Annotated in this window: 27 protein-coding genes; 3 read left to right on the plus strand and 24 right to left on the minus strand. The window is 41.7% G+C overall.

The window, feature by feature from the left end:
* Window positions 1–240: 240 nt before the first annotated feature.
* The 3 genes from carA to zupT all read left to right on the plus strand — a co-directional run bounded on the left by carA (window position 241) and on the right by zupT (window position 5,438).
* A complete protein-coding gene (carA, locus tag WHS63_RS01595; RefSeq protein ID WP_445203588.1) occupies window positions 241–1,314 on the plus strand; it encodes a glutamine-hydrolyzing carbamoyl-phosphate synthase small subunit in 1,074 nt (357 codons plus the stop codon).
* An 11-nt stretch (window positions 1,315–1,325) separates the two neighbouring features.
* Window positions 1,326–4,559, plus strand: coding sequence for a carbamoyl-phosphate synthase (glutamine-hydrolyzing) large subunit (gene carB / locus WHS63_RS01600; RefSeq protein WP_445203589.1), 3,234 nt, complete (start codon window positions 1,326–1,328; stop codon window positions 4,557–4,559).
* A gap of 66 nt (window positions 4,560–4,625) precedes the next feature.
* Entirely contained in the window at window positions 4,626–5,438 is an 813-nt protein-coding gene (gene zupT / locus WHS63_RS01605; protein WP_439655709.1) for a zinc transporter ZupT, read from the plus strand.
* A 64-nt stretch (window positions 5,439–5,502) separates the two neighbouring features.
* Here the strand turns inward: zupT and WHS63_RS01610 are convergent, their stop codons facing one another.
* From WHS63_RS01610 to WHS63_RS01725, 24 genes are all read right to left on the minus strand, one after another.
* Window positions 5,503–6,108 carry an FmdE family protein gene (locus WHS63_RS01610; RefSeq protein ID WP_445203590.1) on the minus strand — a complete coding sequence of 202 codons (606 nt, stop codon included), beginning with the start codon at window positions 6,106–6,108 and terminating at the stop codon, window positions 5,503–5,505.
* A gap of 18 nt (window positions 6,109–6,126) precedes the next feature.
* Complete coding sequence (locus tag WHS63_RS01615) at window positions 6,127–7,017, minus strand: cation diffusion facilitator family transporter (RefSeq protein WP_445203591.1); 891 nt, start codon at window positions 7,015–7,017, stop codon at window positions 6,127–6,129.
* A gap of 11 nt (window positions 7,018–7,028) precedes the next feature.
* Window positions 7,029–7,781 (minus strand): sulfite exporter TauE/SafE family protein, encoded by a 753-nt coding sequence (locus tag WHS63_RS01620; protein WP_445203592.1) that lies wholly within the window; start codon window positions 7,779–7,781, stop codon window positions 7,029–7,031.
* Window positions 7,782–7,831: 50 nt separating this feature from the next.
* Window positions 7,832–8,419, minus strand: a complete 588-nt coding sequence (locus WHS63_RS01625) for a TetR/AcrR family transcriptional regulator (RefSeq protein ID WP_445203593.1) — start codon at window positions 8,417–8,419, stop codon at window positions 7,832–7,834.
* Window positions 8,420–8,513: 94 nt separating this feature from the next.
* Window positions 8,514–8,903 (minus strand): thioredoxin family protein, encoded by a 390-nt coding sequence (locus tag WHS63_RS01630; protein ID WP_445203594.1) that lies wholly within the window; start codon window positions 8,901–8,903, stop codon window positions 8,514–8,516.
* 54 nt (window positions 8,904–8,957) lie between these two features.
* Window positions 8,958–9,251: a hypothetical protein gene (locus WHS63_RS01635; protein ID WP_445203595.1), complete on the minus strand. Its 294-nt coding sequence runs from the start codon at window positions 9,249–9,251 to the stop codon at window positions 8,958–8,960.
* Window positions 9,238–10,287, minus strand: a complete 1,050-nt coding sequence (locus tag WHS63_RS01640; protein ID WP_445203596.1) for a lipoate--protein ligase family protein — start codon at window positions 10,285–10,287, stop codon at window positions 9,238–9,240. The genes WHS63_RS01635 and WHS63_RS01640 overlap by 14 nt, the downstream gene beginning before the upstream one ends.
* Complete coding sequence (locus WHS63_RS01645) at window positions 10,274–10,963, minus strand: DUF5714 domain-containing protein (RefSeq protein WP_445203597.1); 690 nt, start codon at window positions 10,961–10,963, stop codon at window positions 10,274–10,276. The genes WHS63_RS01640 and WHS63_RS01645 overlap by 14 nt, the downstream gene beginning before the upstream one ends.
* Window positions 10,964–11,075: 112 nt before the next feature.
* Window positions 11,076–11,816 carry a DUF169 domain-containing protein gene (locus tag WHS63_RS01650; RefSeq protein WP_445203598.1) on the minus strand — a complete coding sequence of 247 codons (741 nt, stop codon included), beginning with the start codon at window positions 11,814–11,816 and terminating at the stop codon, window positions 11,076–11,078.
* A gap of 53 nt (window positions 11,817–11,869) precedes the next feature.
* Window positions 11,870–12,184: a 4Fe-4S dicluster domain-containing protein gene (locus tag WHS63_RS01655; protein WP_445203599.1), complete on the minus strand. Its 315-nt coding sequence runs from the start codon at window positions 12,182–12,184 to the stop codon at window positions 11,870–11,872.
* A 23-nt stretch (window positions 12,185–12,207) separates the two neighbouring features.
* On the minus strand, window positions 12,208–12,522 hold the full coding sequence (locus WHS63_RS01660; protein WP_445203600.1) for a 4Fe-4S dicluster domain-containing protein: 315 nt from the start codon (window positions 12,520–12,522) through the stop codon (window positions 12,208–12,210).
* Window positions 12,523–12,590: 68 nt separating this feature from the next.
* Window positions 12,591–12,893 (minus strand): ArsR/SmtB family transcription factor, encoded by a 303-nt coding sequence (locus WHS63_RS01665; RefSeq protein ID WP_445203601.1) that lies wholly within the window; start codon window positions 12,891–12,893, stop codon window positions 12,591–12,593.
* A gap of 73 nt (window positions 12,894–12,966) precedes the next feature.
* Entirely contained in the window at window positions 12,967–13,380 is a 414-nt protein-coding gene (locus WHS63_RS01670; protein ID WP_445203602.1) for an OsmC family protein, read from the minus strand.
* Window positions 13,381–13,385: 5 nt separating this feature from the next.
* A complete protein-coding gene (locus WHS63_RS01675) occupies window positions 13,386–14,159 on the minus strand; it encodes a pyrroline-5-carboxylate reductase family protein (protein ID WP_445203603.1) in 774 nt (257 codons plus the stop codon).
* Between the two features lie 134 nt (window positions 14,160–14,293).
* Complete coding sequence (locus WHS63_RS01680) at window positions 14,294–15,226, minus strand: universal stress protein (RefSeq protein WP_445203604.1); 933 nt, start codon at window positions 15,224–15,226, stop codon at window positions 14,294–14,296.
* Window positions 15,227–15,258: 32 nt separating this feature from the next.
* Window positions 15,259–15,795, minus strand: coding sequence for a DUF6691 family protein (locus WHS63_RS01685; protein ID WP_445203605.1), 537 nt, complete (start codon window positions 15,793–15,795; stop codon window positions 15,259–15,261).
* A gap of 2 nt (window positions 15,796–15,797) precedes the next feature.
* Complete coding sequence (locus WHS63_RS01690; RefSeq protein ID WP_445203606.1) at window positions 15,798–16,346, minus strand: YeeE/YedE thiosulfate transporter family protein; 549 nt, start codon at window positions 16,344–16,346, stop codon at window positions 15,798–15,800.
* A 55-nt stretch (window positions 16,347–16,401) separates the two neighbouring features.
* Window positions 16,402–17,796 (minus strand): alginate export family protein, encoded by a 1,395-nt coding sequence (locus WHS63_RS01695; protein WP_445203607.1) that lies wholly within the window; start codon window positions 17,794–17,796, stop codon window positions 16,402–16,404.
* Window positions 17,797–17,951: 155 nt separating this feature from the next.
* Window positions 17,952–18,326 carry a putative zinc-binding protein gene (locus tag WHS63_RS01700; protein WP_445203608.1) on the minus strand — a complete coding sequence of 125 codons (375 nt, stop codon included), beginning with the start codon at window positions 18,324–18,326 and terminating at the stop codon, window positions 17,952–17,954.
* 11 nt (window positions 18,327–18,337) lie between these two features.
* Entirely contained in the window at window positions 18,338–19,411 is a 1,074-nt protein-coding gene (locus WHS63_RS01705; protein WP_445203609.1) for a hypothetical protein, read from the minus strand.
* A 14-nt stretch (window positions 19,412–19,425) separates the two neighbouring features.
* Window positions 19,426–19,941: a permease gene (locus tag WHS63_RS01710; RefSeq protein ID WP_445203610.1), complete on the minus strand. Its 516-nt coding sequence runs from the start codon at window positions 19,939–19,941 to the stop codon at window positions 19,426–19,428.
* Window positions 19,938–20,408 carry a permease gene (locus WHS63_RS01715; RefSeq protein WP_445203611.1) on the minus strand — a complete coding sequence of 157 codons (471 nt, stop codon included), beginning with the start codon at window positions 20,406–20,408 and terminating at the stop codon, window positions 19,938–19,940. The genes WHS63_RS01710 and WHS63_RS01715 overlap by 4 nt, the downstream gene beginning before the upstream one ends.
* Window positions 20,409–20,602: 194 nt before the next feature.
* Window positions 20,603–21,946 (minus strand): permease, encoded by a 1,344-nt coding sequence (locus tag WHS63_RS01720; protein ID WP_445203612.1) that lies wholly within the window; start codon window positions 21,944–21,946, stop codon window positions 20,603–20,605.
* 21 nt (window positions 21,947–21,967) lie between these two features.
* Entirely contained in the window at window positions 21,968–22,669 is a 702-nt protein-coding gene (locus tag WHS63_RS01725) for an aromatic aminobenezylarsenical efflux permease ArsG family transporter (RefSeq protein ID WP_445203613.1), read from the minus strand.
* Window position 22,670 lies beyond the last annotated feature (1 nt).

Consider the following 22,670-nt stretch of genomic DNA (forward strand, 5'->3'; position numbering starts at 1 on the left):
TTTTGATTTTTAGAAAAAAGTTGTAGTTTTGTATGAACATTCAGGACATGATTCCACTTAAAAAAATATTGCTGTCAGTAAAGCATACAGGTTTCGAACAAACAATACTTTCAGCTAACTCCATTGATAACCTGCCAGTTTTGGCAGGTTTTTTTTTGCCCTACAGAAAAGGGTTGCAAACGTTCAGTTTAAAGTTGATTTATCGAACTTCAAACTATAAATCTCTTAAATTATTCTAGAATGAATCAACAACAAAAAGCAAAGCTTGTGCTGGAGGATGGCTCAGTTTATACTGGTTACTCGTTTGGGTATGCCGGTAACACATCGGGTGAGGTTGTTTTTAATACGGCAATGAATGGATATCCCGAGAGTTTAACTGATCCGTCGTACTTCGGACAAATTCTTGTGGCCACTTTCCCCTTGGTTGGCAACTATGGGGTACCCGAACCTAATCCTTTGGGAGGAATTGAACAGAATTGGGAATCGGGCAGGATTCACATTAAGGGTTTAGTGGTGTGCGAGTACAGCCAAAATTATAGTCACTGGAATGCGAACAAAAGCCTGGGGCAATGGCTAAATGAAAACAAGATTCCGGCAATAAGTGGTATTGATACCCGCAAGCTTACCAAACAATTGCGCGAAAAGGGTTGTATGTTGGGAAAAATTATTGTTGATGGCGATACGGATTGGTACGATCCCAATGCCGATAACCCGGTTGCACATGTATCGGTAGCAAAACCAATTACCTATGGGAATGGAAAGAAAACAATTGTTCTGGTTGATTGCGGAGTAAAAAACAACATCCTGCGTTGCCTTTTAAGACGCGATGTACAGGTTATTCGCGTGCCTTACAACTATAACTTTTTGAGCCAGAAATTCGATGGTGTTCTCATCTCCAATGGTCCGGGCGACCCCAAGGTGAACCTTGAAACCATTGAGAATATTCGTCGGCTAATTGAAATGGATAAACCGGTAATGGGAATTTGCCTGGGTAATCAGCTTTTGGCTTTGGCCTCAGGGGCAAATACCTACAAGCTTCCCTATGGCCATAGGGGGCATAATCAGCCTGTGAGGCTTAAAGGAACTGACCGCTGCTTTGTTACCTCGCAAAACCATGGTTTTGCAATTGAGCCATCGACCCTTTCCGATGAATGGGAGGTGATGTTTGAAAACCTAAACGATGGAACCTGCGAGGGTTTAAGGCATAAAGCCAAGCCTTTTTTTGCAGTTCAGTTTCATCCGGAGGCTTCGGGAGGACCAAACGATACCGAGTTCCTGTTCGATGAGTTTATTAACCTAATTGACAACAAGTAAAATAGATTTATATGCCACTTGTACGCAAATACAGTAAAGTTTTGGTGCTTGGTTCGGGAGCGCTTAAGATTGGCGAGGCCGGCGAATTCGACTACAGCGGTTCACAGGCGCTAAAGGCACTAAAGGAGGAGGGAATAGCAACAGTCCTGGTAAATCCCAACATTGCCACGGTTCAAACCAGCCAGGATGTGGCCGATACCATCTACTTTGAACCAGTAAAACCCGAAACGGTGCGACAAATCATTGAGAAGGAACACCCTGATGGAATATTCCTCTCTTTTGGTGGACAAACCGCACTAAACTGCGGGGTGGAACTTTACCTGAATGGTACACTCCGGGATTTCAATGTTGAAGTGCTTGGTACGCCAGTTAGCACTATTATCAGCACTGAGGATAGGGAACTCTTTGTTAAAGAGTTAAACCAAATTGGGGTGAGCACTCCGCGAAGCATTGCCGTGAATACAGTGAATGAAGCGGTTGATGCCGCTCAACAAATTGGCTACCCGGTTATTGTTCGTGCTGCCTTTACTCTGGGAGGGCAGGGTAGCGGATTCTGCTCAAATCCACAAGAGTTAAAGGCTTTAGCAACCAATGCGCTCACTTATGCACCACAAATACTGGTTGAAGAATCGCTAAAGGGCTGGAAAGAGGTTGAGTACGAGGTGGTACGCGATAGGTTTGATAATTGCATAACAGTTTGCAATATGGAAAACTTCGACCCATTAGGCATTCATACTGGCGAAAGCATAGTAGTTGCGCCTTCGCAAACGCTATCAAACTCCGAGTACCATAAATTACGGGCACTCTCAATTAAAATCGTTCGTCACCTGGGAATTGTAGGGGAGTGTAATGTTCAGTTTGCGCTCGATCCTAGTAGTGAGAATTACAGAGTGATTGAGGTAAACGCTCGCTTATCGCGCTCATCGGCTTTGGCATCCAAAGCTACCGGTTACCCACTGGCATTTGTAGCTGCCAAGTTAGGTTTAGGCTATGGCCTGTTTGAGCTAAAAAACTCCGTTACCCAGAAAACAACTGCATTCTTTGAGCCTGCCCTCGACTATGTTGTGGTAAAAATACCCCGATGGGATTTGGCTAAGTTTAAGGGGGCATCGCGCCAAATTGGGTCGGCTATGAAGAGCGTGGGAGAGGTTATGGCCATAGGCCGTTCATTTGAGGAAGCCATTCAAAAAGGCCTTAGGATGATAGGGCAGGGAATGCATGGGCTTGTAGCAAATCAGCATTTTAACCCGTCGGACCTTAAACAGATGCTTGAGAATCCTACTGATCAAAGGATTTTTGCCATTGCCCAAGCATTTGAGCAAGGATGGAGTGCGGAGGATATTAATGCAATCACAAGAATTGATCGTTGGTTTCTCGATAAGCTTCAGGGTATGGTTGAACTTTCCAGGCATCTTGCAGGTTACTCAGCCATTGAGCAAGTACCATCAGAACTTGTTGTTCAAGCTAAACGGAATGGTTTTTCCGATTTCCAGTTGGCTCGTATCATTTACAATCCATCCAACAATAAAATTGAGCATTACCAACAGCAAGTACGGAACTACAGGAAAAGCTGTGGGATTGTTCCTTGTGTAAAGCAGATTGACACATTGGCAGCCGAATTCCCATCGGAAACGGCATACCTTTACATGACCTACCATGGGAATGAGGATGATACGTCCGTAAAACCTAAGCCCAAAGTTCTTGTTTTGGGTTCAGGTGCGTATCGTATTGGTAGTTCTGTTGAATTTGATTGGTGCACCGTTAGTGCAGTAAAGGAGCTCCGACGCTTGGGATTTGAGGCGATTGTTGTGAACTACAACCCCGAAACCGTAAGTACCGATTACGACGTATGCGATAAGCTTTACTTTGACGAGCTTTCCTTTGAGAGGGTGATGGATATTGTTGAGGTTGAGCGTCCGTTAGGGGTAATAGTATCGGTTGGTGGGCAAATACCCAATAATCTGGCAGGAAGGCTGAGTAAAGCAGGGGTGATGGTTCTGGGTACCTCATCGGTTTCAATTGATATGGCCGAAGATCGACAAAAATTCTCGGCTTTGCTCGATAAGCTCGGTATCGATCAGCCAGAGTGGCAGGAGTTAACCACCATGGAACAGGTGCAGGAGTTCGTAAATCGTGTTGGTTATCCCGTTTTAATTCGTCCTTCCTACGTCCTTTCGGGTTCGGCAATGAATGTGGTTTCAAACGCCGACGATTTGAACGAGTACTTAACTGTTGCAGCTGAGGTGTCCAAAGCCCACCCGGTAGTAATCTCTGAGTTTATCGAAGGGGCAAAGGAAATTGAATACGATGCAGTGGCTAATGATGGTCGGATATTTGTGGATGCCATATCGGAACATATTGAGTTTGCCGGTGTTCACTCGGGCGATGCTACCTTGGTATTTCCGCCCCAGCGCCTCTACCTGGAAACTATTCGCCGTATTAGGCGTGTTGCTGCAGCCCTTGCAGCCGAACTAAAAATTACAGGCCCCTTTAACATTCAGTTTTTGGCAAAAAACAACCAAATTAAGGTAATAGAGTGCAACCTCAGGGCAAGTAGAAGTTTTCCGTTTGTTTCAAAGGTGATGAATTTTGATATGATAGCCGTTGCCGTTGATTTTATGATGGGTGTAGCACCTAAAACCAATCCCCCATCGATGCTCGATATTGCCCATGTGGGCGTAAAAGCCTCACAGTTCTCATTTGGAAGGATTACCTTTGCCGACCCGGTGCTGGGTGTTGAGATGGCCTCAACCGGTGAGGTTGGCTGCATTGGGCAAAGTGTTAATGTGGCCTTGCTTAAAGCGATGTTGTCGGTAGGCCATAGAATTCCACAGGGTTCAATCTTGGTTTCTTCTGGGCCTTTAAGGTCAAAACTCTCCCTTATCGATCCCATTGCCCGTTTGGCCAGGCGCGGTTTTGTAATCTACGCAACAAGGGGAACTGCATCGTTCCTTAACGACCATGGCATACCTGCCATTGCCGTTTCCTGGCCCGATGAGCCAGAAAATGCTCCCAATAGTCTGAATCTTATTCAGAATCGACTGGTTGATTTGGTAATCAACATCCCTAAAAATCTCTCGCGCAGCGAGCTCGATAACGATTATACCATTCGCCGTTCAGCTGTTGATTACAATATCCCGCTAATTACCAATGCTCGACTTGCAGCCGCTTTTATTGAGGCGTTTCTGAATACCGATAATATCCAAATGGAGGTGAAAAGCTATAATGAACTAGTTGGAGGCTAACTTAGGGGCCTACTAAACTTATTTTGGTTAACTTTGTTTACTAAGGTTCATTTAATACCGTGAGATATGGAGTATGAGATGTCAAATATACTTATAGCATTTGGTTTAACACTTTTTGCTGGTCTTTCAACCGGTATTGGGAGTGCTATTGCTTTTTTTTCAAAGCATACCAATACTAAGTTTCTGTCGCTTGCGTTAGGGTTTTCGGCTGGCGTAATGATTTATGTGTCGTTTATTGAAATTTTTTCCAAGGCACGTGAGTCGCTGGTCGATGCAATTGGCTTGCATTTAGGTTCATGGATTACGGTTGCCTCCTTTTTCGGTGGCATGGCGGTTATTGCGTTGATTGATAAGTTTATACCCGAGCAGGAAAACCCCCACGAGGTTATGCTGGTTGAGGATGCTGAGAGTGGCCGAAAGCGTAAAGGGAAACTGATGCGCATGGGGCTCTTTACAGCCCTAGCCATTGCCATCCATAACTTCCCCGAGGGCTTGGCCACGTTCACCGCAGCTTTATCGAACCCTAACTTGGGGATTGCCATTGCTGTTGCCATTGCAATACATAATATACCAGAAGGTATTGCCGTTTCGGTACCAATTTTCTATGCTACAGGCGATAAGCGAAAGGCGTTTAGACTATCGTTCCTCTCGGGTCTTGCTGAGCCTATTGGTGCTATAGTTGGATATTTGCTGCTTATGCCGTTTATTAATGGTGTTACATTTGGTATTTTGTTTGCAGCAGTTGCAGGTATAATGGTATTTATCTCTGTTGATGAGTTACTTCCTGCTGCCCGCGAGTATGGTGAGCACCACCTTTCCATTTACGGACTTATTGGTGGCATGATAGTCATGTCAATCAGCTTGTTAATGTTTATTTAGTTGGAATGAAATAATAAACGGTTGGCGTTTTAGCCAACCGTTTTTGCATTATGGGTGGGTAGTTTTAATGCTTGTTAGCACAATCGATGCAAACCTTTTTATCTCCTTTAATGCGTCCGTACTCCATAACCGTCATTTCGCCACACTCCTCGCATACAAAGCTATTAAAGCTGTGTGGATGTTCTTTAAGGTCGTACTGGAAGACCTCTGAAATATTGATTAACTTTTCATCAGGGGCGTTCATTACATTATTAACCAAAGGGTCAACCACCAAATCGGGAACTTTACTTGCGGGTATTCCCTTTTCGCGGTAATCCTTAAAGAATGATGTTTGCTTATTGGCAAGCATTGCTTCTGCTTTGGGTGTAACCCTTACAGCGCGGCCGGTAGCTTTGTCAATAACAGTAACGGCCCATTTCCCTTTATGGGTTTTCTTGATATTGCCTTTGCCAAAGGTTGCGCCCAGAATAACCTGTAAACCATCGGCATAGCAGGTAGCACAATGGTCATCGCCAAGGTCAACAAGGGCTATTAGCTGGCCATCCTTTGCGCGTTCCACACCCAGTGCATTCATTGCAGCAGCACCTACCCTAAGCCCCATAGGCATTGCAGGACATTTATGTCCATGGAATTTTTGACCAAATTCCAACCAATCTTTAGGATTAATCATACTTTAAAAATTTAATTGTTAATGAATTAGTTGTTTATTATCAGTAACCGAATACTCCGGTTGAATAGTTACATGATTTATGCCTTGCTTTGCAAGCAAAATATTTACTTGCTCAAGAATTTTTTCGAAATCCGATATTCTGATGTTATTTGTAACATCCAAATGGGCCTCGAACATGATTTCATGCTCATCAATTTGCCAGATGTGCACATGGTGTAAGTTTTTTACCCCCTCAAGTGATTCAACCTGTTTTGTAATTTCTTCGATGTTTATATTCTCAGGGGAGAATTGCATGAAAATTCTCAAGGAAGTTTTTATTATTCTCCACGATGTGAAAAGTAAGTATATGGCAATTAGTATGCTAAAGAGGGAATCAACCCGATACCATTGGAGGTATTTCATGGTTAGTCCACCAATCAGAACGGCTACAGAGGTAAGCATATCGCTAAAAAGATGAAGGTATGCCGACCGTATATTGATGCTATTGCGTGAATCATCTCTTATGAAAAGGACGCTTAAGCCATTAACCAGAATGCTTAACAACGATAGCCATATCACCCAGCTGGAATCAATTGGAATGGGTTCATAGAGGCGTTTGGCGCCTTCCAAGAGAATAGCAATAGCTAAACCTAGAAGTGTAGCAGAGTTTATCAGGGCTGCCAGGATTTCGGAGCGTTTTAACCCGTAGGTACGGGTAAGAGTGGCTTTTTGCCCTGATAGCCTATTTGCTGTGTAACTTATAATTAGCGATAGCACATCGCTGAAGTTATGGGCTGCATCGCTAAGAAGCGACATGCTTCCTGAAAGTATACCGCCAAGGAATTCGGCAACTGTAATAAAAAGGTTTAGAAGAATTGTAATGCCTAAGTTTTTACCGCTTACCTTATGGTGGTTATGATCATGACTCATGGGTACAATTTTTAAGATAAAATTCCGTAAACCATTTTAGTTGCTATGAGTAGAAGAACAACAGCATATACAACTTTTACCTGTTTCGATTTAGCTTTTTGGGTCATGTATAAACCGCCAAGTTGTGACCCTATGATTACAGCAAGGACAACTACTATGGTGAGTGGCCAATTTATATGGCCATGGGATACGTGCCCCAGGTAACCCGAAAAGGATGAGAATGTCACCACAAATGCGGTTGTGGCTGCAGCCTCCTTTGTTTTGTAGCCCATCATCATGAGAATTGGTGCAATGATAAAGCCGCCGCCTAAACCCAACATGCCACCGATAAAACCGGCAAAGCCACCAACGAAGAAACCTATGATGCTTCGTTTCTTTAACGACATCATGGTTTCGGGCTCCTCCTGTTTTGATGCCCAAAGCGTGCGGAGGGCAGCAGCAACAACCATTATGGCAAACAAGAATTTTAGCAATTGAACTGGAACATGTTCGCTGGTCATTGCACCCAGAGGCGAAGCCACTAATGCAGTAGCAGCCATTACGGCACCACCCTTCCAATCAACCATCTTTTTACGGGCAAATGGGATGAGTACCAATGCGGTGTTTAAACCATTCAAAAGCAAACCCAAAGGAATTGCAACCGTAACCATATCAAACCCAGCCCAGTTTAGTACTGGTACGTAAACCATTCCTCCGCCTAATCCTAGCATGGCAAAAATGAAGGAGGCTATTGAAATTACTATAAATACAATTATGAAAAGCATATTTTTTTAAAAATTAAAGTGAGTACATACTTACATTAGATTTAAAAAAATTACCTGGTGAGCATTTTGTTTATGAGAAACATCATCCTGCTACAAAAGTTCGACGTGTCCAAAGCACCCTTGTTGAGTATTAGTTCAACGTTTAGTGAAACAGGTATGCCCATGTATAGCATGGCTACGTTTTCAACGGGTATGTTTTCGTCCCATATCCCTTCAGCAATACCGTCAAGAACAACCTTGCTTACCATTTTTTTTTGTGTATTAAATATCTGCATCAAGGCCTGTTTTAGCTCTTCATCGTTATTATGTGATGCTTCTGAAAAGAGTAGTAGGGTGATACCCTTGTTATCGGTTAGGTACTTAACGGTAAAGCAAAGTAAGTGTTCCAAGCGTTTTTGTGGCAGTTCGTTAGAAGTGGCAATCTTTCGTAACTGTTCAATAAAATCTCTTTGTACGTCGGTAATAATGGAATGAATGATGCTTTGCTTTGTCGGAAAATGCCTGAATATAGCCCCTTCGCTCATACCGATACGCTGAGCCAGCATACGAGTGGATAGGTTTTTCAATCCATCGGTATGGATGATATCTAGCACTGCCTGCTTTATCTGTTCCTGCCGAACCTCAGTTGATTGCCTCATGTATTAAGTAAGTAAACACTTGCAAACATACGGCTACTTTTAATACTACCACAAAAATTTGTGTTAAAGTATATTAAAAGGTGATGGTGGTTTTTTATTTTACCCCTTTTTTCTTTAGCACTTCAATAAGTTCGTTTTCGGGGAAAAAGCCTTCGTGCCTAAAGTATTCCTTACCATTCTCATCTAAAAAAATTTGGGTGGGTATAAGGTTGATATTATACTTTTTGGCGTATTGCTTTCCATCGTCAGTCCAAACATCGTAAAAGATTACCTTTACCTGTTTGCCATACTTTTCTTCTACCGATTTTAGTATAGGCTGCATTTGTTGGCAAGGGATGCATCTAACTGAACCCAACTCAATAAAGGTTACCTTGTATTTCCTTTCTGTTTTACTGGCTTGGCTTTTGGTTTGCGCAAATGTATTTGATGAAAGAGCTGCTATACAAAATGCGGTAATGGTTAAATAAATTACTAGTCGTTTCATTGAACTGTTTTTTTAGTGTTAAACATAAATATTTTCTCTATGAGTAGGTGTATCCTAAGGGTTATTTAATACCTTAACAATGGCCTGTCGCACAATTTCCTCGTCGGGAACTTCCTTGGAGGCAACATTAATGCCATTTACATACGCCGATGGTATTTTGCGAATTTTGCCTGATTCCTTTCGAAATCCCTCGGTTGGCGTTCCAGTCATGGGTTCACCGGCAAAGTAAATGTCTAACTTTAGTTTCCCAGGAAACTCTGAAAGAAACCTTTCAAACATGCTAATAATGGCCTTGCACTTTTTGGTTGGTGGCGATGCCACAAGAACTTCAAGCCTAACGGGTTCCATTGTTGTTAATTTGATAAAGTAGGTTCATAATTCCCTCCTTTAAATCGGTAGGCAAGTTAATATTTTTCAGTTCCTGAACAACCTCGAGGGGCGTTTTATTGGTGCAATTTGATTCAAACCTTTGCGCTTCATTATGATTTGGGAGTAGGAAATCGCCATGTAGCGAAACGGTTTTGAAGCGAGCGTTTGCTAATTCATACTTTAATGTCAGAACGCCGCTTGGAATTTTTACTGAAACCATTGATTGGGGGCCTGCAAACTGATTGAACGTCCATTCCTTTTGTGAGTACTTTTCGTTGTAAAGCTGAGTGGCTAATGCCTTCTCCTTGGCCGTGAAATGGCCTGGCTCAAGTATTACATTCAATACTTTCTGGAAGGATGTTTTAAATAGTTCAATCACTTTATTTACTTCAATTGGCTTTGATGAAACTTCGGCAAGGTTTATAACTCTGTCCTTCACATTCTTGAAACCTTTGTCGGCAAATTTTAGGTTCGATGGTCGCAGTACATCCTGCATGATATTACGGTTTACATCAACTAAAATGCTTCCGCTGTGAACAAATGCAGAGTACCAGTCTAACTGAGCCGAACCGTAAATTTTTCGGCCATTTACTGTAATGTCGTTTACGGGCGAAAGGGTGGCATCAATGTCAAGAGTTTTACATAGGTCAATGATAACGGATCCGAAAAGAGGGTAAAGGTCTTCGGGCTTATCAATGTTAAAAGTTTTAAAGAAATCCTCCTTTTGGAAGAATGCCGAATAGCAAAACGTTCCCTCATCCTGATACACTGCACCGCCGGAGTTCATGCGTCTTACTATCTTCAAGTTGTGTTTTTTACAGTAATCAACATCTACATCTTCGGTTGGTAATTGATAGTAGCCAATCCACACTGAGGGTTCAACCCTCCGAATCCTGAGTGTAGGTTGGGTATGGTCTTCGTCGGTCAGCCGAAGAAGAGCTTCCTCCATGGCAAAGTGCATGGCAGGCTCACTGATATCATCGGCAACAAGTCGCCATACTCTATCTTTTTTCATAGTAAGGGCATTTCTCCAGGTGACACTCTTTTAGTATTCCTTGAAAATCGCACATAACAGATAAAGGGGGTAAATTCATGTTAAGCTCGTTGGTTGCGGTTTCCCAAACTGCAAGTATGCTTGAGTAGGTGCTAAACTTACAGCAACGAGGGCCTCCCAGTTCAGTGAGCTTAAGTAAGGCATTGGCTGTTGTTCTTATTGTAAGGTTTCGTTCTTGGTCCTTTAGGTAATTTGAATTTGTCAAAATACCAATGGCTATACCAGCCGAAACACATGCTCCGCAGGTACCCATGCTGCCGCATGCTCCATATGGGATTTTATTTCCTCGCTTAATAGCTGCTGTCAGTTTTATGTCGTTGATGTTCTTTATGTTAAGATTACGCATAGCAGCAAGGCAAGCTGCCGCTACAAGTTCATGGTGTTCTACTCCGTAAGGGTTAAATGAGGGGTGTTTCATTATAAGGTTGGCAATGGCAATGGGATCGGTTATTTTAGTGTTAAGGCTTACCCTTTCAATTATTTCAGTTTGGGTAGCCATGCGACAATCCTCGCATTGGTAATGACCGTTAGGACAAATGTAGCCTGTTTCCTCAATAGCACCGCAAAAGGTACAGGTAGCTTGCTGTTCGGAATCTAATTCAGTTAATTCACTATGGCATATTGGGCAGGTAAACATATAAATTGATGTTTTACGATTACTTGCTAAAGCTAATCAATAATACGATTCCATATAGTCATAGTAGGCTTATTATTGTAAGTGGAATAGAATTAAAACTTTTATTTAGGTGTTATGATTCTTGAAAAGGGTCAATCTTACCTATTTTTTCAGCTTCCTTCCGTTTTAGCAAGGCGAGCGCATTTTTGCTCCGCGAATTAGGGATGGCTTTCTGATTTAGGAATTCAATATTTTCAGTAATTGCATAAAAATCTTTGAACGGAAACCCTAAAACTGTTTCGTTATGGCCAATATCCGTGGCATCGCGGCAGCCGTAGCAACCCATACTCATGTTGAATTTCTGTTGTACGTATGGAATGGTTGTTGCATCAACACAGGTAGCCTGTAAAATTGCCGTGCTGCTTTCCACCCGTTGCCCACCCTTTAGGTTAAGATTAGCAAGGGCAATCCACATCAGTTTTTCAGTTTCGTCTTCAACCACCACAATATCGGGTTCCATGGTTGCTGTTTCAAGAGGGTAAAGGTATAGTGATTTTAATTTGCCTTGGGGCAAAGTGGTCATCCCCTCAAACATGGCTTTCCCGGTTGCATCTTCATTAACAATACCAAAGCCAACCAGGCCTTTGCCTGTTTTTAACCCATCGGGTAGTGGCTTAAAGCCAAAGGCTGCGGCTGCAGCAGGACATGCAATACCCGCTGCATCAAGTACTACATGTTTACCATGCCGTGCTTTCATTAAAGCCTGACAATATCGATGACCCTCAAGTTTTTCAATATTTGCAGGTGTATCTTTTTCTGAGAAGATAAATTTAACACCTACCATTGAGGTGTTAAGTTCAAGTATTTTTCTCATTTTTTTAGACTGGGACCGAATCTTATCCATCTTTATTATTTTTTATTGCCATGTTATTTAGCGATAGGGTCTAACTTCCCTTCGTTTTTCATTTGTTCCTTAACCTTGGCCCAAATATTTTCGCGTTTATATAGTTCTCTTAGTTCGTTTATATCGGGAAAGGTAATTGCGTTTCCTTTGCAGAGCGTTGCACAGGATGTGCAGCCTACTACACAGCTATTAGGATTGGTAACTATTGGACCTTTTTTTGTCCAGGTGTAAACCTGTTTGCCGCAGTTCATGCAAATGCCGCACATCACGCATTTTTCCAAATCCACTGTGGGATGCCAATTAACTTGCTCCCTGGGATATCCTGTTATCCATGCCATGGCTATTCATTTTAAGGGTTAAACTAAATCTCCTTGAATTCTAAAAAACCATCTCTTTTCATTTGCTTGGTCACCTTTGCCCATAGCCTTTCCTTTTCGTAAAGTTCCCTCAACTCTAATTTACTAGGGAAAGTTATTGCATTGCCTTCGCAAAGGTTGGAACAGGTTGTGCAACCAATAGTACAAGCGGTTGGATTTGTAACTTCAGGCCCCTTGGTAGTCCAAGTGAATACCTGTTTCCCACAGTTCATGCATATTCCGCAACGTGTGCATTTGCTTAAGTCAACCGTAGGATACCATTTCACCTTTTCTCTCGGATAATCAGCTAACCATGCCATATCATTTTGTTTTAAGGTTTATGTAATTGTTTAGTATTTCAAAAAATAGTGAAATACTGATTAAAAAATTATTCGTTGAACAAATCGTTAAACAGTTTTTTGGCAATATTCCAATTCTCTGTGTTAATACAATACTTAATGTATGGTTTTTTCACATGGGCATTGATTAAACCAGCATGTTTTAGCTCTTTAAAGTGTTGCGATAAGCCAGAACGTCCAATCCCAAGTTCATCAGCAATATCGCCACTATAACAGCAAGCATCAACTTTCGATAGCTTTTTGAGAATATAGAGTCTCACAGGATGGCTCATGGCTTTAGCAAATTCCGCAAGTTTTTGAATATCCTCGGTTATCTCTTTGGTTTGGCTCATGCTGTTCACGTGTTTGTTATTTCACAAATATATGAAATAATGAAATAATAAAAATTAAAAAGAGTTAAAAGATTTACGGTGTCGAGTTCCACTTGGAAATTTTGCCGGTTAAATGGCATGAACGCATAAGTGTATTGGTGATGGTACCAAACTTCAAAATATTTTTATGCCAGGTTTCCAGTTTCCGATCATCAACATCGGTATCAATTTCCAGTACATACTCTATTTTCGCCATTGATGGAGGGTTATCAGTTCTAGTGCCTTTAATTCTTACTCGTGCTTTACGGTATGGCATATTAAGCATCTCAGAGTACCGCTGAACATTTTTAAGCATGCATGCTGCCAATGAGGATAGTAAAAGTTCCGCTGGGTTGGGAAGTTGGTCATGTCGGCCTGAGGTGGCATCGAACGGGATAAAGGATTTGTTAGCTGACACTCTCGCATCGCCTCCCGAGTTTGAAACAGCAGTAATTTCGTATTCCAGCATTGTTGCTAAATTTTTAGCTTGCTATACAACGATTCAATAACCTCGCTGTAAACCTTTGTGATTTCATTTTCCCTGGCCTTCATCGGATAGCTTGGAATTAAGTCAAGTACCTCTTCAAAACTTAAGCTTGATTTGAGTAATGTATCCGCCGATCCGGCAATCATTTCATTAACTGCATTCTTTGCATCTTGTTCGGGAATACCAATTTTTTGGGCAAGGCTTTTTAGGTGCTCAAAAAGGAACCAAAGGTATGTTGGCCCCATACCTGTAATTGTGGCATAGGCCTCAAGCAATTCTTCATCAACCCTAACTAATTTACCTAGGGGTTTAAAAAGATGCTCTACCTTTTCGAGCAAATGGTTAGCAAGGTTGGGAGCGGGTGCATAGACGTTGAACCCTTTCCCTATCACCGATGGTGCATTGGGAATTGAACGGACTATATGGTCGTAACCAGCCATCTCAACTATTTGCCTTATTGATATTTTGGGAGAAAGCGAGATTATAAGCTCGGGTTTAGTTTTACATTTTTTTAGTTCAGGCATTACATCTTTAAAGGCAGGGGGATGAATAGCCAAAAAAACTACTGAACAATCACTCGCTAACTCACTTATACTATTTGCTTTGGTAACTGTTGGGTATCGCTCAGCTAGGGTTGACATTTTACTCTCATCAATATCAAATATTGTAAAACTGATATTGGTTAGGCCTGCTTTTTCCCATGCTTCCAGAAAAATTTTGCTTATGCGGCCTGCGCCAATAAATCCAACTTGTGTTTTCATTTTGTTTAACTGTTTGATGTGATTTTTAAGCCTTAATGGTTAATAATCTAGATAGATATTTTAATCTAACACAAAAATCGGCAGCCAATCTGATGTTTTTCAACTTTTGGCACTCTTTACTGGAATATATTTCTTTAGCAAATCAATGGTATAAGCAGGACGTGGGAGTCGGCATGCCTTGCCACATGATGGCTTACGCTTCCAAGAAAAATCTCAGATAAATACCCTCTCCCCTGACTACCCATGACAGTCAGGGTTACTTTATCGGTTTGAATTGCTTTAACAATTTCATTTTTGAGTTTACCATAAACAAGCTTAATTGAAACCTCGGTTTCGGGGTGTTTTTGCTTAAAAGCTTGACTTAACCTGTGTAAGCGTTCACCATCAATTTTGTTGAATTCGCCCAGCTTGCTCTCCAGGTGTGGGCCAATCTTAACCTCATCCTGAACGTGCATTAAGGTTAACCTGTTAATTTTAAAGGGTTGCTCCATTAAGCATTCAAATGCATGTTCAGAAAAGTTTGAAAAATCAGTGGGGAAAAGGACGTGTTCTGTGATGTTCTTGCAATACAACTCCCAATCGGGTTCAAATGTTTGCCAATGTTTAACTAATTGTTCAAACTTAAAAAAACTTGTATTGGAAAGAATCTCGTCGAGCGATTTGGTTTGCTTAAGAACTATCAGCAAAACCGGTGATTTTATGTTATGGAGAATTTCCGATGCATTTTCGCCTAGCACCGTACCACTCCAGTTACTACCGTTTGATCCTACAATGATTAAGTCGGCCGATACCTCTTTCCGCTTCTTTTCAATCTCAATACTGGGTATCCCATATATGATTTCAGCGTTAACATCAAAGCCCTTCCCCTCGAGTATGGTCTTTTGATTAGTAAGCGACTCTTCAATTGTTTCAAGAGTGAACGATCCCAGAAGTTTTGTGTTCCGTAGGTCAATAACGTGAATAAGGGTGATTTTTTCGATGCCAATTCTGCTGAATTCATCCGACGATTCAATAAGCGTAGAGGATGCTTTTGAAAGGTCGGTGCCAAGTATAGCATGTTTAAACATAGTGTAAAGAATTTGGATTAATGGCTTACCACTTAAAAGTTTTTCTTAAAATCGTCAACCTTGTTGGCAATGTAGATAATGCCAACAAAAACCAATGCGGCTATAGGAACAATTATCCATTGGTTTATGCCCAGCGCTGCCGATATATCGCCATTAATGTTTTTGGTCATCAGGTTTGACTTGAAAAACTTCACATTCACTGCAAAGAATAGAATTCCCAGAACCATTCCAAGCAGTGCTACCCATGCGTCTTTTTTGGCTTCGCCAATACGGGCAAACAGCGTTCCTGGACAGTAACCAAGAAGGCCCATCCCTGTTCCAAAAATTAACCCGCCAACCACTTTGCCCCAATCTAACGCTTTAGGATGTAGTTCAATCACACCTAAACTTCCAAGGGTGTAAAAACCAATCATCGAAAAGGTTACTGCTGTTAGCATGAACTTTAGGATTTTGAAATCCTTTAGCAGAAGCATCCCTGTTACCCTTGGGTACTTTGTAACCCCGGTACGTTGTAGCGCATAGCCGAATATTAGGCCTATTGCCAATCCAATTAAAATTTGTAGTAACATGATTAACGTCCTCCAGCTTTAGGGTAAAGTAACTTTGCAACAATAATTCCGGCAATAAAGAAACAGGCTCCAGCCACCATACTACCAAGCGACAGGTGAGCCCAGCCCTGCAGGATATTACCTGTTGTGCAACCAACAGCCAGCATGGTCCCTAATCCTAAGCAGAAACCTCCAAGCAACACTACCCCAAAACGTTTCCATACGTTTGTGCCATGGTATTTCTCCCAAACAGCAGGAATTACCTCTGGGGAGTAGTTTTTACTACGCTTTGCACCAATGTATGCGCCCAGAATTATCCCAAACAGCATTATAAACTCAACAAAAGCTGCTGGACTGGTCCAATTTTTCTGAATTACAGGATTATCGGCAAGCGATACAAAAACATACTTAAAACTTGCAGCAATGTAGGCTACACCAGCAGTAATGCCAAAGGGGTAATCCTTGTAGCTTAACTTTTCGAATAGCACATATGTGGCAATGGATAGTAGTGAGACCACTATCCCACCAGTAAGCCAGTGCCATTCTCCGTTTTGGGTTAGTTTGATTTTCATAGTTTGGTTTTTTAAGGTTATCAATCACTTTAGGTTATTAAATTTATTATTTCATTTAATGCTTTGCAAATATTTCTTTATCGAGTTTAAAAATGGCTTGCACGGCAAACCAGTTGGAGTTTTGAGCAGTTGTTCCATTGATGGGTTGAAGGTCGCCAGCCCAAAAATATCCGAACACCCCAACGAACTGAAATTGTTTGCCAGCATTGTAACTGGCAAAAATGTTAAACTCATTGCCAAGGTGATGTTTGCCAGTTTGAAGATTCATTGTGCCAAGCAGCGTATTATTTTCAGGTGATGGGAGGTAGAAAAAGTGATAGTTCATTTCCATTTTTAAATTTTTTGAAGGGGTAAGATACAATACAACCTCGCGGTCGTCGAGATTTGACCAAGATGTGATGTTCATTCGTCCGTAAAAACTATCCTTTGCCCCAAAAGCAGGGTCGAAAGTTCGAACCCTCGTATCGTCATTATTTCCACCACTTGCAAAGGTTTCCCTCAAGCATAGCGTAGGCTTTGCTGGTAGGCCATGAAACTGATACCCCAACAAACCGATTATGCCAAAAGCGTTAATGGTTTTTCCGTTTTCGTGTCCAAACTCCTGAGTTAGGGTAAAATCGTATTTAAAGCGATTTACTTCATCGCTAAAAACTCTAGCACCAATCCAATGCCTAGTAAAACTTTGTTCCCGGATGTAATCGGCTGAGCCTTGCGTTTTGATAGCATAGAATGGTTCAACCAATGCAAGTTTACCAAATTCGATATGCGCATAGGCTCCGCCACCCCAATGTTCGGTTTCGGTAAATAGTATTGCCCCCTTTTCGGGGTCGTGAGTTTTGGTGCCTCCGCCAAACACATCCAACGAATTATTCTTGTTGTTATAGGAAAGTCTAACTGCGTCCCACGTCCAACGACCAGTATTTCCCCACTCCCCTGGGCCAAAAATGCGGTTGTCGCCAAACGAAATCTTTTGTCGGCCAATTTTCAGGCTTACCCCCTTAAAAATCTCTTTTACCGCGATGTACAAATCGTAAATCTCAAAAAACTCCTCGTTGGGGTTCATGGTGTAGTAGGGTTCTTGTGTATTCTTCTGCTTTACCCTGAACAGCTCGGGATACTCCGAGTTCCTTAACGACCAGCCGAAAGCCCTTGAGTCCTGAATATGAGCCGCAAAATCGATTTTGCTTGTGGGTTTGAACGTGAAGCCCGCAATAATTCGTTGAAACAACAATTTATCGTTTAGCGAGCCAACACCATTGGGATTACCGTAATTTTTGGCATTCATGCCATCCCAAACCTCAAAACGCTCGCGTAGGGTAAGATTGAATTCTAAAAGGGTTGAATCACCTCCTGTTTTGGCATTTGAAAAAGTTGGTAGCACAAGCTGGCAAGCTAAACAAGTTAGCGAAAAAATTATTCTTACTTTATTCTTAAAATACGGGCGAAGCATTATCTTGTGCGTTTGAATAATTAATGTTGTTAATTCCAGTGGGTTATCAATAATGGGTTGTTGATTTGATTTGGTGTGTTCTACTCGTCATGGTGTTGAAACCAATATTATTTCCTGATGAATAGTTGGCATCTAAAGCCATTCAAAAGCTTGCATCAGTAAATAACTTCAACCTTTTCGTACACTTTATTTACTACCTCTTCGGTTACAGGGGTTTGTCCTTTTTTGTAACCCAAATCGGTTACCCTAAAGTATTTATAATCGGTAAAACCATATTTATCCAATATGCGTTTGCCGCAATCGGTGGGGCAGCCATCGAGCATAAGAATGTTTCTTGATTTGAAGGCCTCGATGGACGGCTCTATTCCTGCTCCAACCACTGCAAGGCAGTTCATCTTCCGTACGCCGTTATCTCTGAGTTTGCGGGCAACCATATCGGTTACTTGTCCTAAATCGCAAGCGCCCGAACAGGCTAAAACCATGTACTCATCAACGCCACAAAGGCATCCTGATTTTTTATTGTCTTCCATGTAAAGAATAATTAAAGTTTATACTCAAAGCTTAACACTAAGTGGTTCTGAAAATTAATACTGCTTTCTTTGGGTTTCCAACCCTGATAGTTTAGTGAAATGTTTACCCCCTTCACCGGGTTGTAGTGAATACCCGCAATGTAAGCATTCCCAATCCCGCTGTAATACCAACTTTGTGCATTTCCATTTATGGTGTTAGCCTGTAGCTGGTCGAAACGGCCAAATAGCTCCACATTCCTTACAACGGAAACGCTACCGTAAACCGATAATCCGTAAAGGTTATGTTTATTGATGTTTAAATGATTCTTGCGGTAGTTATACTCGGCGCCAATTCTGAACTTATCATCGAATTTATAGCCGGCAAAAATCGAGAATAGCTGTTGCTCTGCTGGTTTTAGCGGGTTGTCGGATTTGGTGTAATCAGTGTAAAAGCGGGTTTGCAGCCCTTTTATTGGGTTAAAATCAATGCCTCCGGCTATCTTAACATCGCCATATTCATCCTGGTCGAACCGAAAGCCCTCGCCGTTGGTTAGCGCAATATCAAAACCAAGCATCTCGTTAAGGCTAAAATATCCGATTATTCCCAAATCGCCACTGGGTAATCCGTAGTACTTATCCTGAAAGGTAGGTGCAACGTAGCGGTAACCCCAAAACTTCTCCTGAGTGATGTAATGGTTCTGCAAAACGCCGCCAGCCTGTATTCTAACAAAGCTATTGGGTTTCCATTCAATGGATGCGAACTTAAGGGTCATTGTGTAGTAGCTGCCCTCCTTCGATTTATTGGTAACATCAAGGCTATTGCCTGATGTGTCCTCCACTTCAATCTGTCCAACTGTGGTGGGGCGACCCGCATCAATAATAATTTTACCCGAAATTTGCTTGCTGAACTGGTACTCGTAGCCAAAGTGTGCACGGCCAAACCAAAATCCGTAGGTTTTTTTTGCATTGTTGGTGGCGTTGTAATCGAAATTACCAAAAACCTGTATTATTGGTTTACCATTTGGTTTAAATGTGGAATCGGATGTTTGAGCAGTTGCAATGCATTTTGAAAAAAATACAAGTGCTGCAAGGAGTGCTGGTTTCATAACTAACTTTATTGTTATGGTTGTTTAACTTCAAACTTTTTCCCTTTTAAGTACTTTTCCATGGCAAAGCCAATGAGTATGAATATTGGCAGGGTTATTAGAGTTCTCAGCAGCGAGAATTTGAGCCCCAAAAATCCTATCTCAAAGGTTAGCATTGGTACTTTTATGGTGGAGTATGCCCCAAGGTAAATAAATATGTTTTTGATATTACAGCCCTTAATCCAGAGTAGATAGGCAAAGGGAAAGGCTCCGTAAAGTGGGCCAGCCTGTAGCGATGCCAAAAGAATAACCAGGAGTGTTCCCTTCCAACCCGAGTCCTCACCAATATGTTTTTCTATTTTTTCTCTGGGCACCCAAACATCAAAAAGTCCTATAAGAATGAACATCAATGGAAGGAAGAGTATCATCTCCTTAAAAAAAATCCAGAAATTTAAGGCAATTTGTTCCCCAACTCTATTGTCATTCAAATATGAAAATCCTATAAATAATAGGAAGAGAATAGGGAGGAAGTATTTTATTATATTTTTCATAAAAGAAAAATCATTATAATACCAATTGCCATAGCTGCTACAAAACTTACAACATTCCTAAGGATACTTACCTTCCATCCAAAAAACTTAGCTTCCACCGGAAGGGTTATTATCCCTACCATTGTAAGGGTGGTGATGAATATTGCGACCGTGGAGTATTCAACTCCGTTAACAATAAGGATTTTGCAAAGTGGGTATGCAATAAATCCTGGGATAAGCGATACCGAACCAATGACTGCAGCAATAAAGTAGCCTTTAATGCCTGAATCCTTCCCTATTAGGCTGGCCAGAGTATCGTTTGGAATGATAAAGAACATAATACTAACCAGTGCCAGCATTGTAACCAGAGCTGGCAACAATTTGAGAAACATCTTTAGACCCCGAGTGACACCTTTAATGGTCTTTAGAGCATCGGTAAGCAACGATATCACTAGGAGTACAGAAACCATTATGGTTAACCCAATCATTATATTGTATTTGAGGGTTTTAAATTGAAATCAAAAAAAACACAATTCTGATTTTGCATTTCCCCATTAAGATTCGGGTTATATGTGAAATTGATTGGCTTTAGAACATCAATTGCAACCATACCGGATGCTTTCCACATCCGGTGATGGTGCAATTCATGCTTTACGTATGAAATTATCAAAATCTTTCATGGCTAAAAGAAATAGCCATATATAAGGCCCGAAATGGTTGCCATAATTACAACAAGCGAAACATAAGCTACCGTTTTCCTTGTGCCAATCACGCCTCTGATTACAAGCATGTTGGGTAGCGATAGCGATGGCCCTGCAAGGAGTAGAGCCAGAGCAGGACCCTTACCCATACCGGAAGCAAGTAGCCCTTGAAGTATGGGAACTTCGGTTAGGGTGGCAAAGTACATAAATGCCCCTACAATGGATGCAAAAAAGTTGGCAAATATTGAGTTGCCACCTACCAAGTAGGCAATCCACTCGTTGGGTATTACCCCAGCTATTGTTTTTCCATCGTGTGTCGATCCAAGTAGGAATCCGGCAGTAACCACCCCTACTGCCAGCAGTGGCATGATTTGCTTTGCAAATCCCCACGAGGCTATTGTCCATTCCTTATTCTCGTCATCATTTTTGTCCTTCAGGGTGATAAAGGCTAAAGCAATAATCCCTACCAGCATGGGTACAAGCGGGAGTACTTTGGGATCGGCGATGTATATATTAGCCAGTATTACTGACAACAATGTGGCACCAATAGCTCCGGCTACCCATTGCCATTTTATTTTAAGGATGTAGATTAAAGAGTAAGCGAGCAATAGGCCGAAAAACCCGGTAATGTACCACTTATAGGTATATAGGTAATACCATGCACTCGATGTATCGTCGGCAGCAGGCTTTCCCCAGTTGGCAAAAACAAGTATTAGTACCAGCGTGAAGAAGTGGAATGAAGTTTGCCACATGGGTCGTTTTTCGGGAGGTAGAACTATGTTCATTTGTCCTTCGCGTTTAGCTTGTTCTTCCTTGCGGTAGATTAGCGACATGGCTATGCCAATTATTACGCTAAATGCAATAGCCCCAACAGTTCGGGCAATACCCATTTCAATGCCCAAAATACGGGCTGTGAGAATAATGGCTAATATGTTGATTGCAGGGCCGGAGTACAGAAAGGCAATGGCAGGCCCTAGACCCGCTCCGCGTTTGTGTATACTGGAGAAAAGAGGTAAAATGGTGCAGCTGCAAACCGCCAGTATGGTACCCGATACTGCCGCCACAGTGTAGGCAAGCCATTTTTTTGCATTAGCCCCAAAGTACCTTAAAACTGAGCCTTGGCTCACAAAAACCGAAATAACCCCTGCAATAAAGAACGCTGGCAGCAGGCATAGCACAACGTGTTCACGGGCATACCAACGCGTTAAATCAAGCGTGGCATCAATGGCTGTTCTGAAGGTTGTATTATCAACCGGCATGAAAAAGGCAAATGCAAAGAAGAATATTATCCAAAACAGTACTTGTAATTCCTTTTTGTTTTCCATTTCAAGGTTCGTTTAAAATTACTATAAAAGAAAAATGCTTAGGTAGTAAATTCCAACGCCTATAAAGACAACGGCTACTACACGCCTAAACCATAGCTCAAAGGTTTTTACCTTATTGTATAGGTTCCCAATGCCATGTACTGTAAATGCAATAAAGTATGCAAATATGATAACCGGTAAACCTGTGCCAAGTGCATATATAACCGGTAAGTATAACCCTTTAGCGCTGGATATTGTTATGGGTATTAGCATTCCAAAGTAGAGCACTCCGCTATAGGGGCAAAAGGCTAAAGCAAAAGCCATTCCCATAATTAGTACACTAAGAAAGTTCCCGCTTTTGGCTTTTTCTCCAAAATTTTCAGTAAGTTTTCCAGTCCCGCCCAGTTTAATCTTTATGATATCGAGCATGAACAGACCAATAATAATAAGTGCGGGTCCAATTATACGTTCACCGTACTTATTTAAAAAGCCGGCTATTTTAAATTGGCTCGCACCAAAAAAGAATAACAGCCCAATGGTTGTATAGGTAATGGCTCTGCCTAACGTGTAAACCAGGCCGCTGTAAAATACCCTGCGTTGGTTCTCAATATCCTTACTGATGTATGCTATAGCGGTGATATTGGTTGCCAGGGGGCAAGGACTTATGGCCGTTGCCAACCCTAGCAAAAAAGCGGTTAGTATTGGAATGTTCGAGCTGTAAATGAAATCCTGAATGAAATCCATG

Source organism: Tenuifilum sp. (assembly GCF_037481895.1).
GTDB classification, from domain to species: Bacteria; Bacteroidota; Bacteroidia; order Bacteroidales; family Tenuifilaceae; genus Tenuifilum; species Tenuifilum osseticum.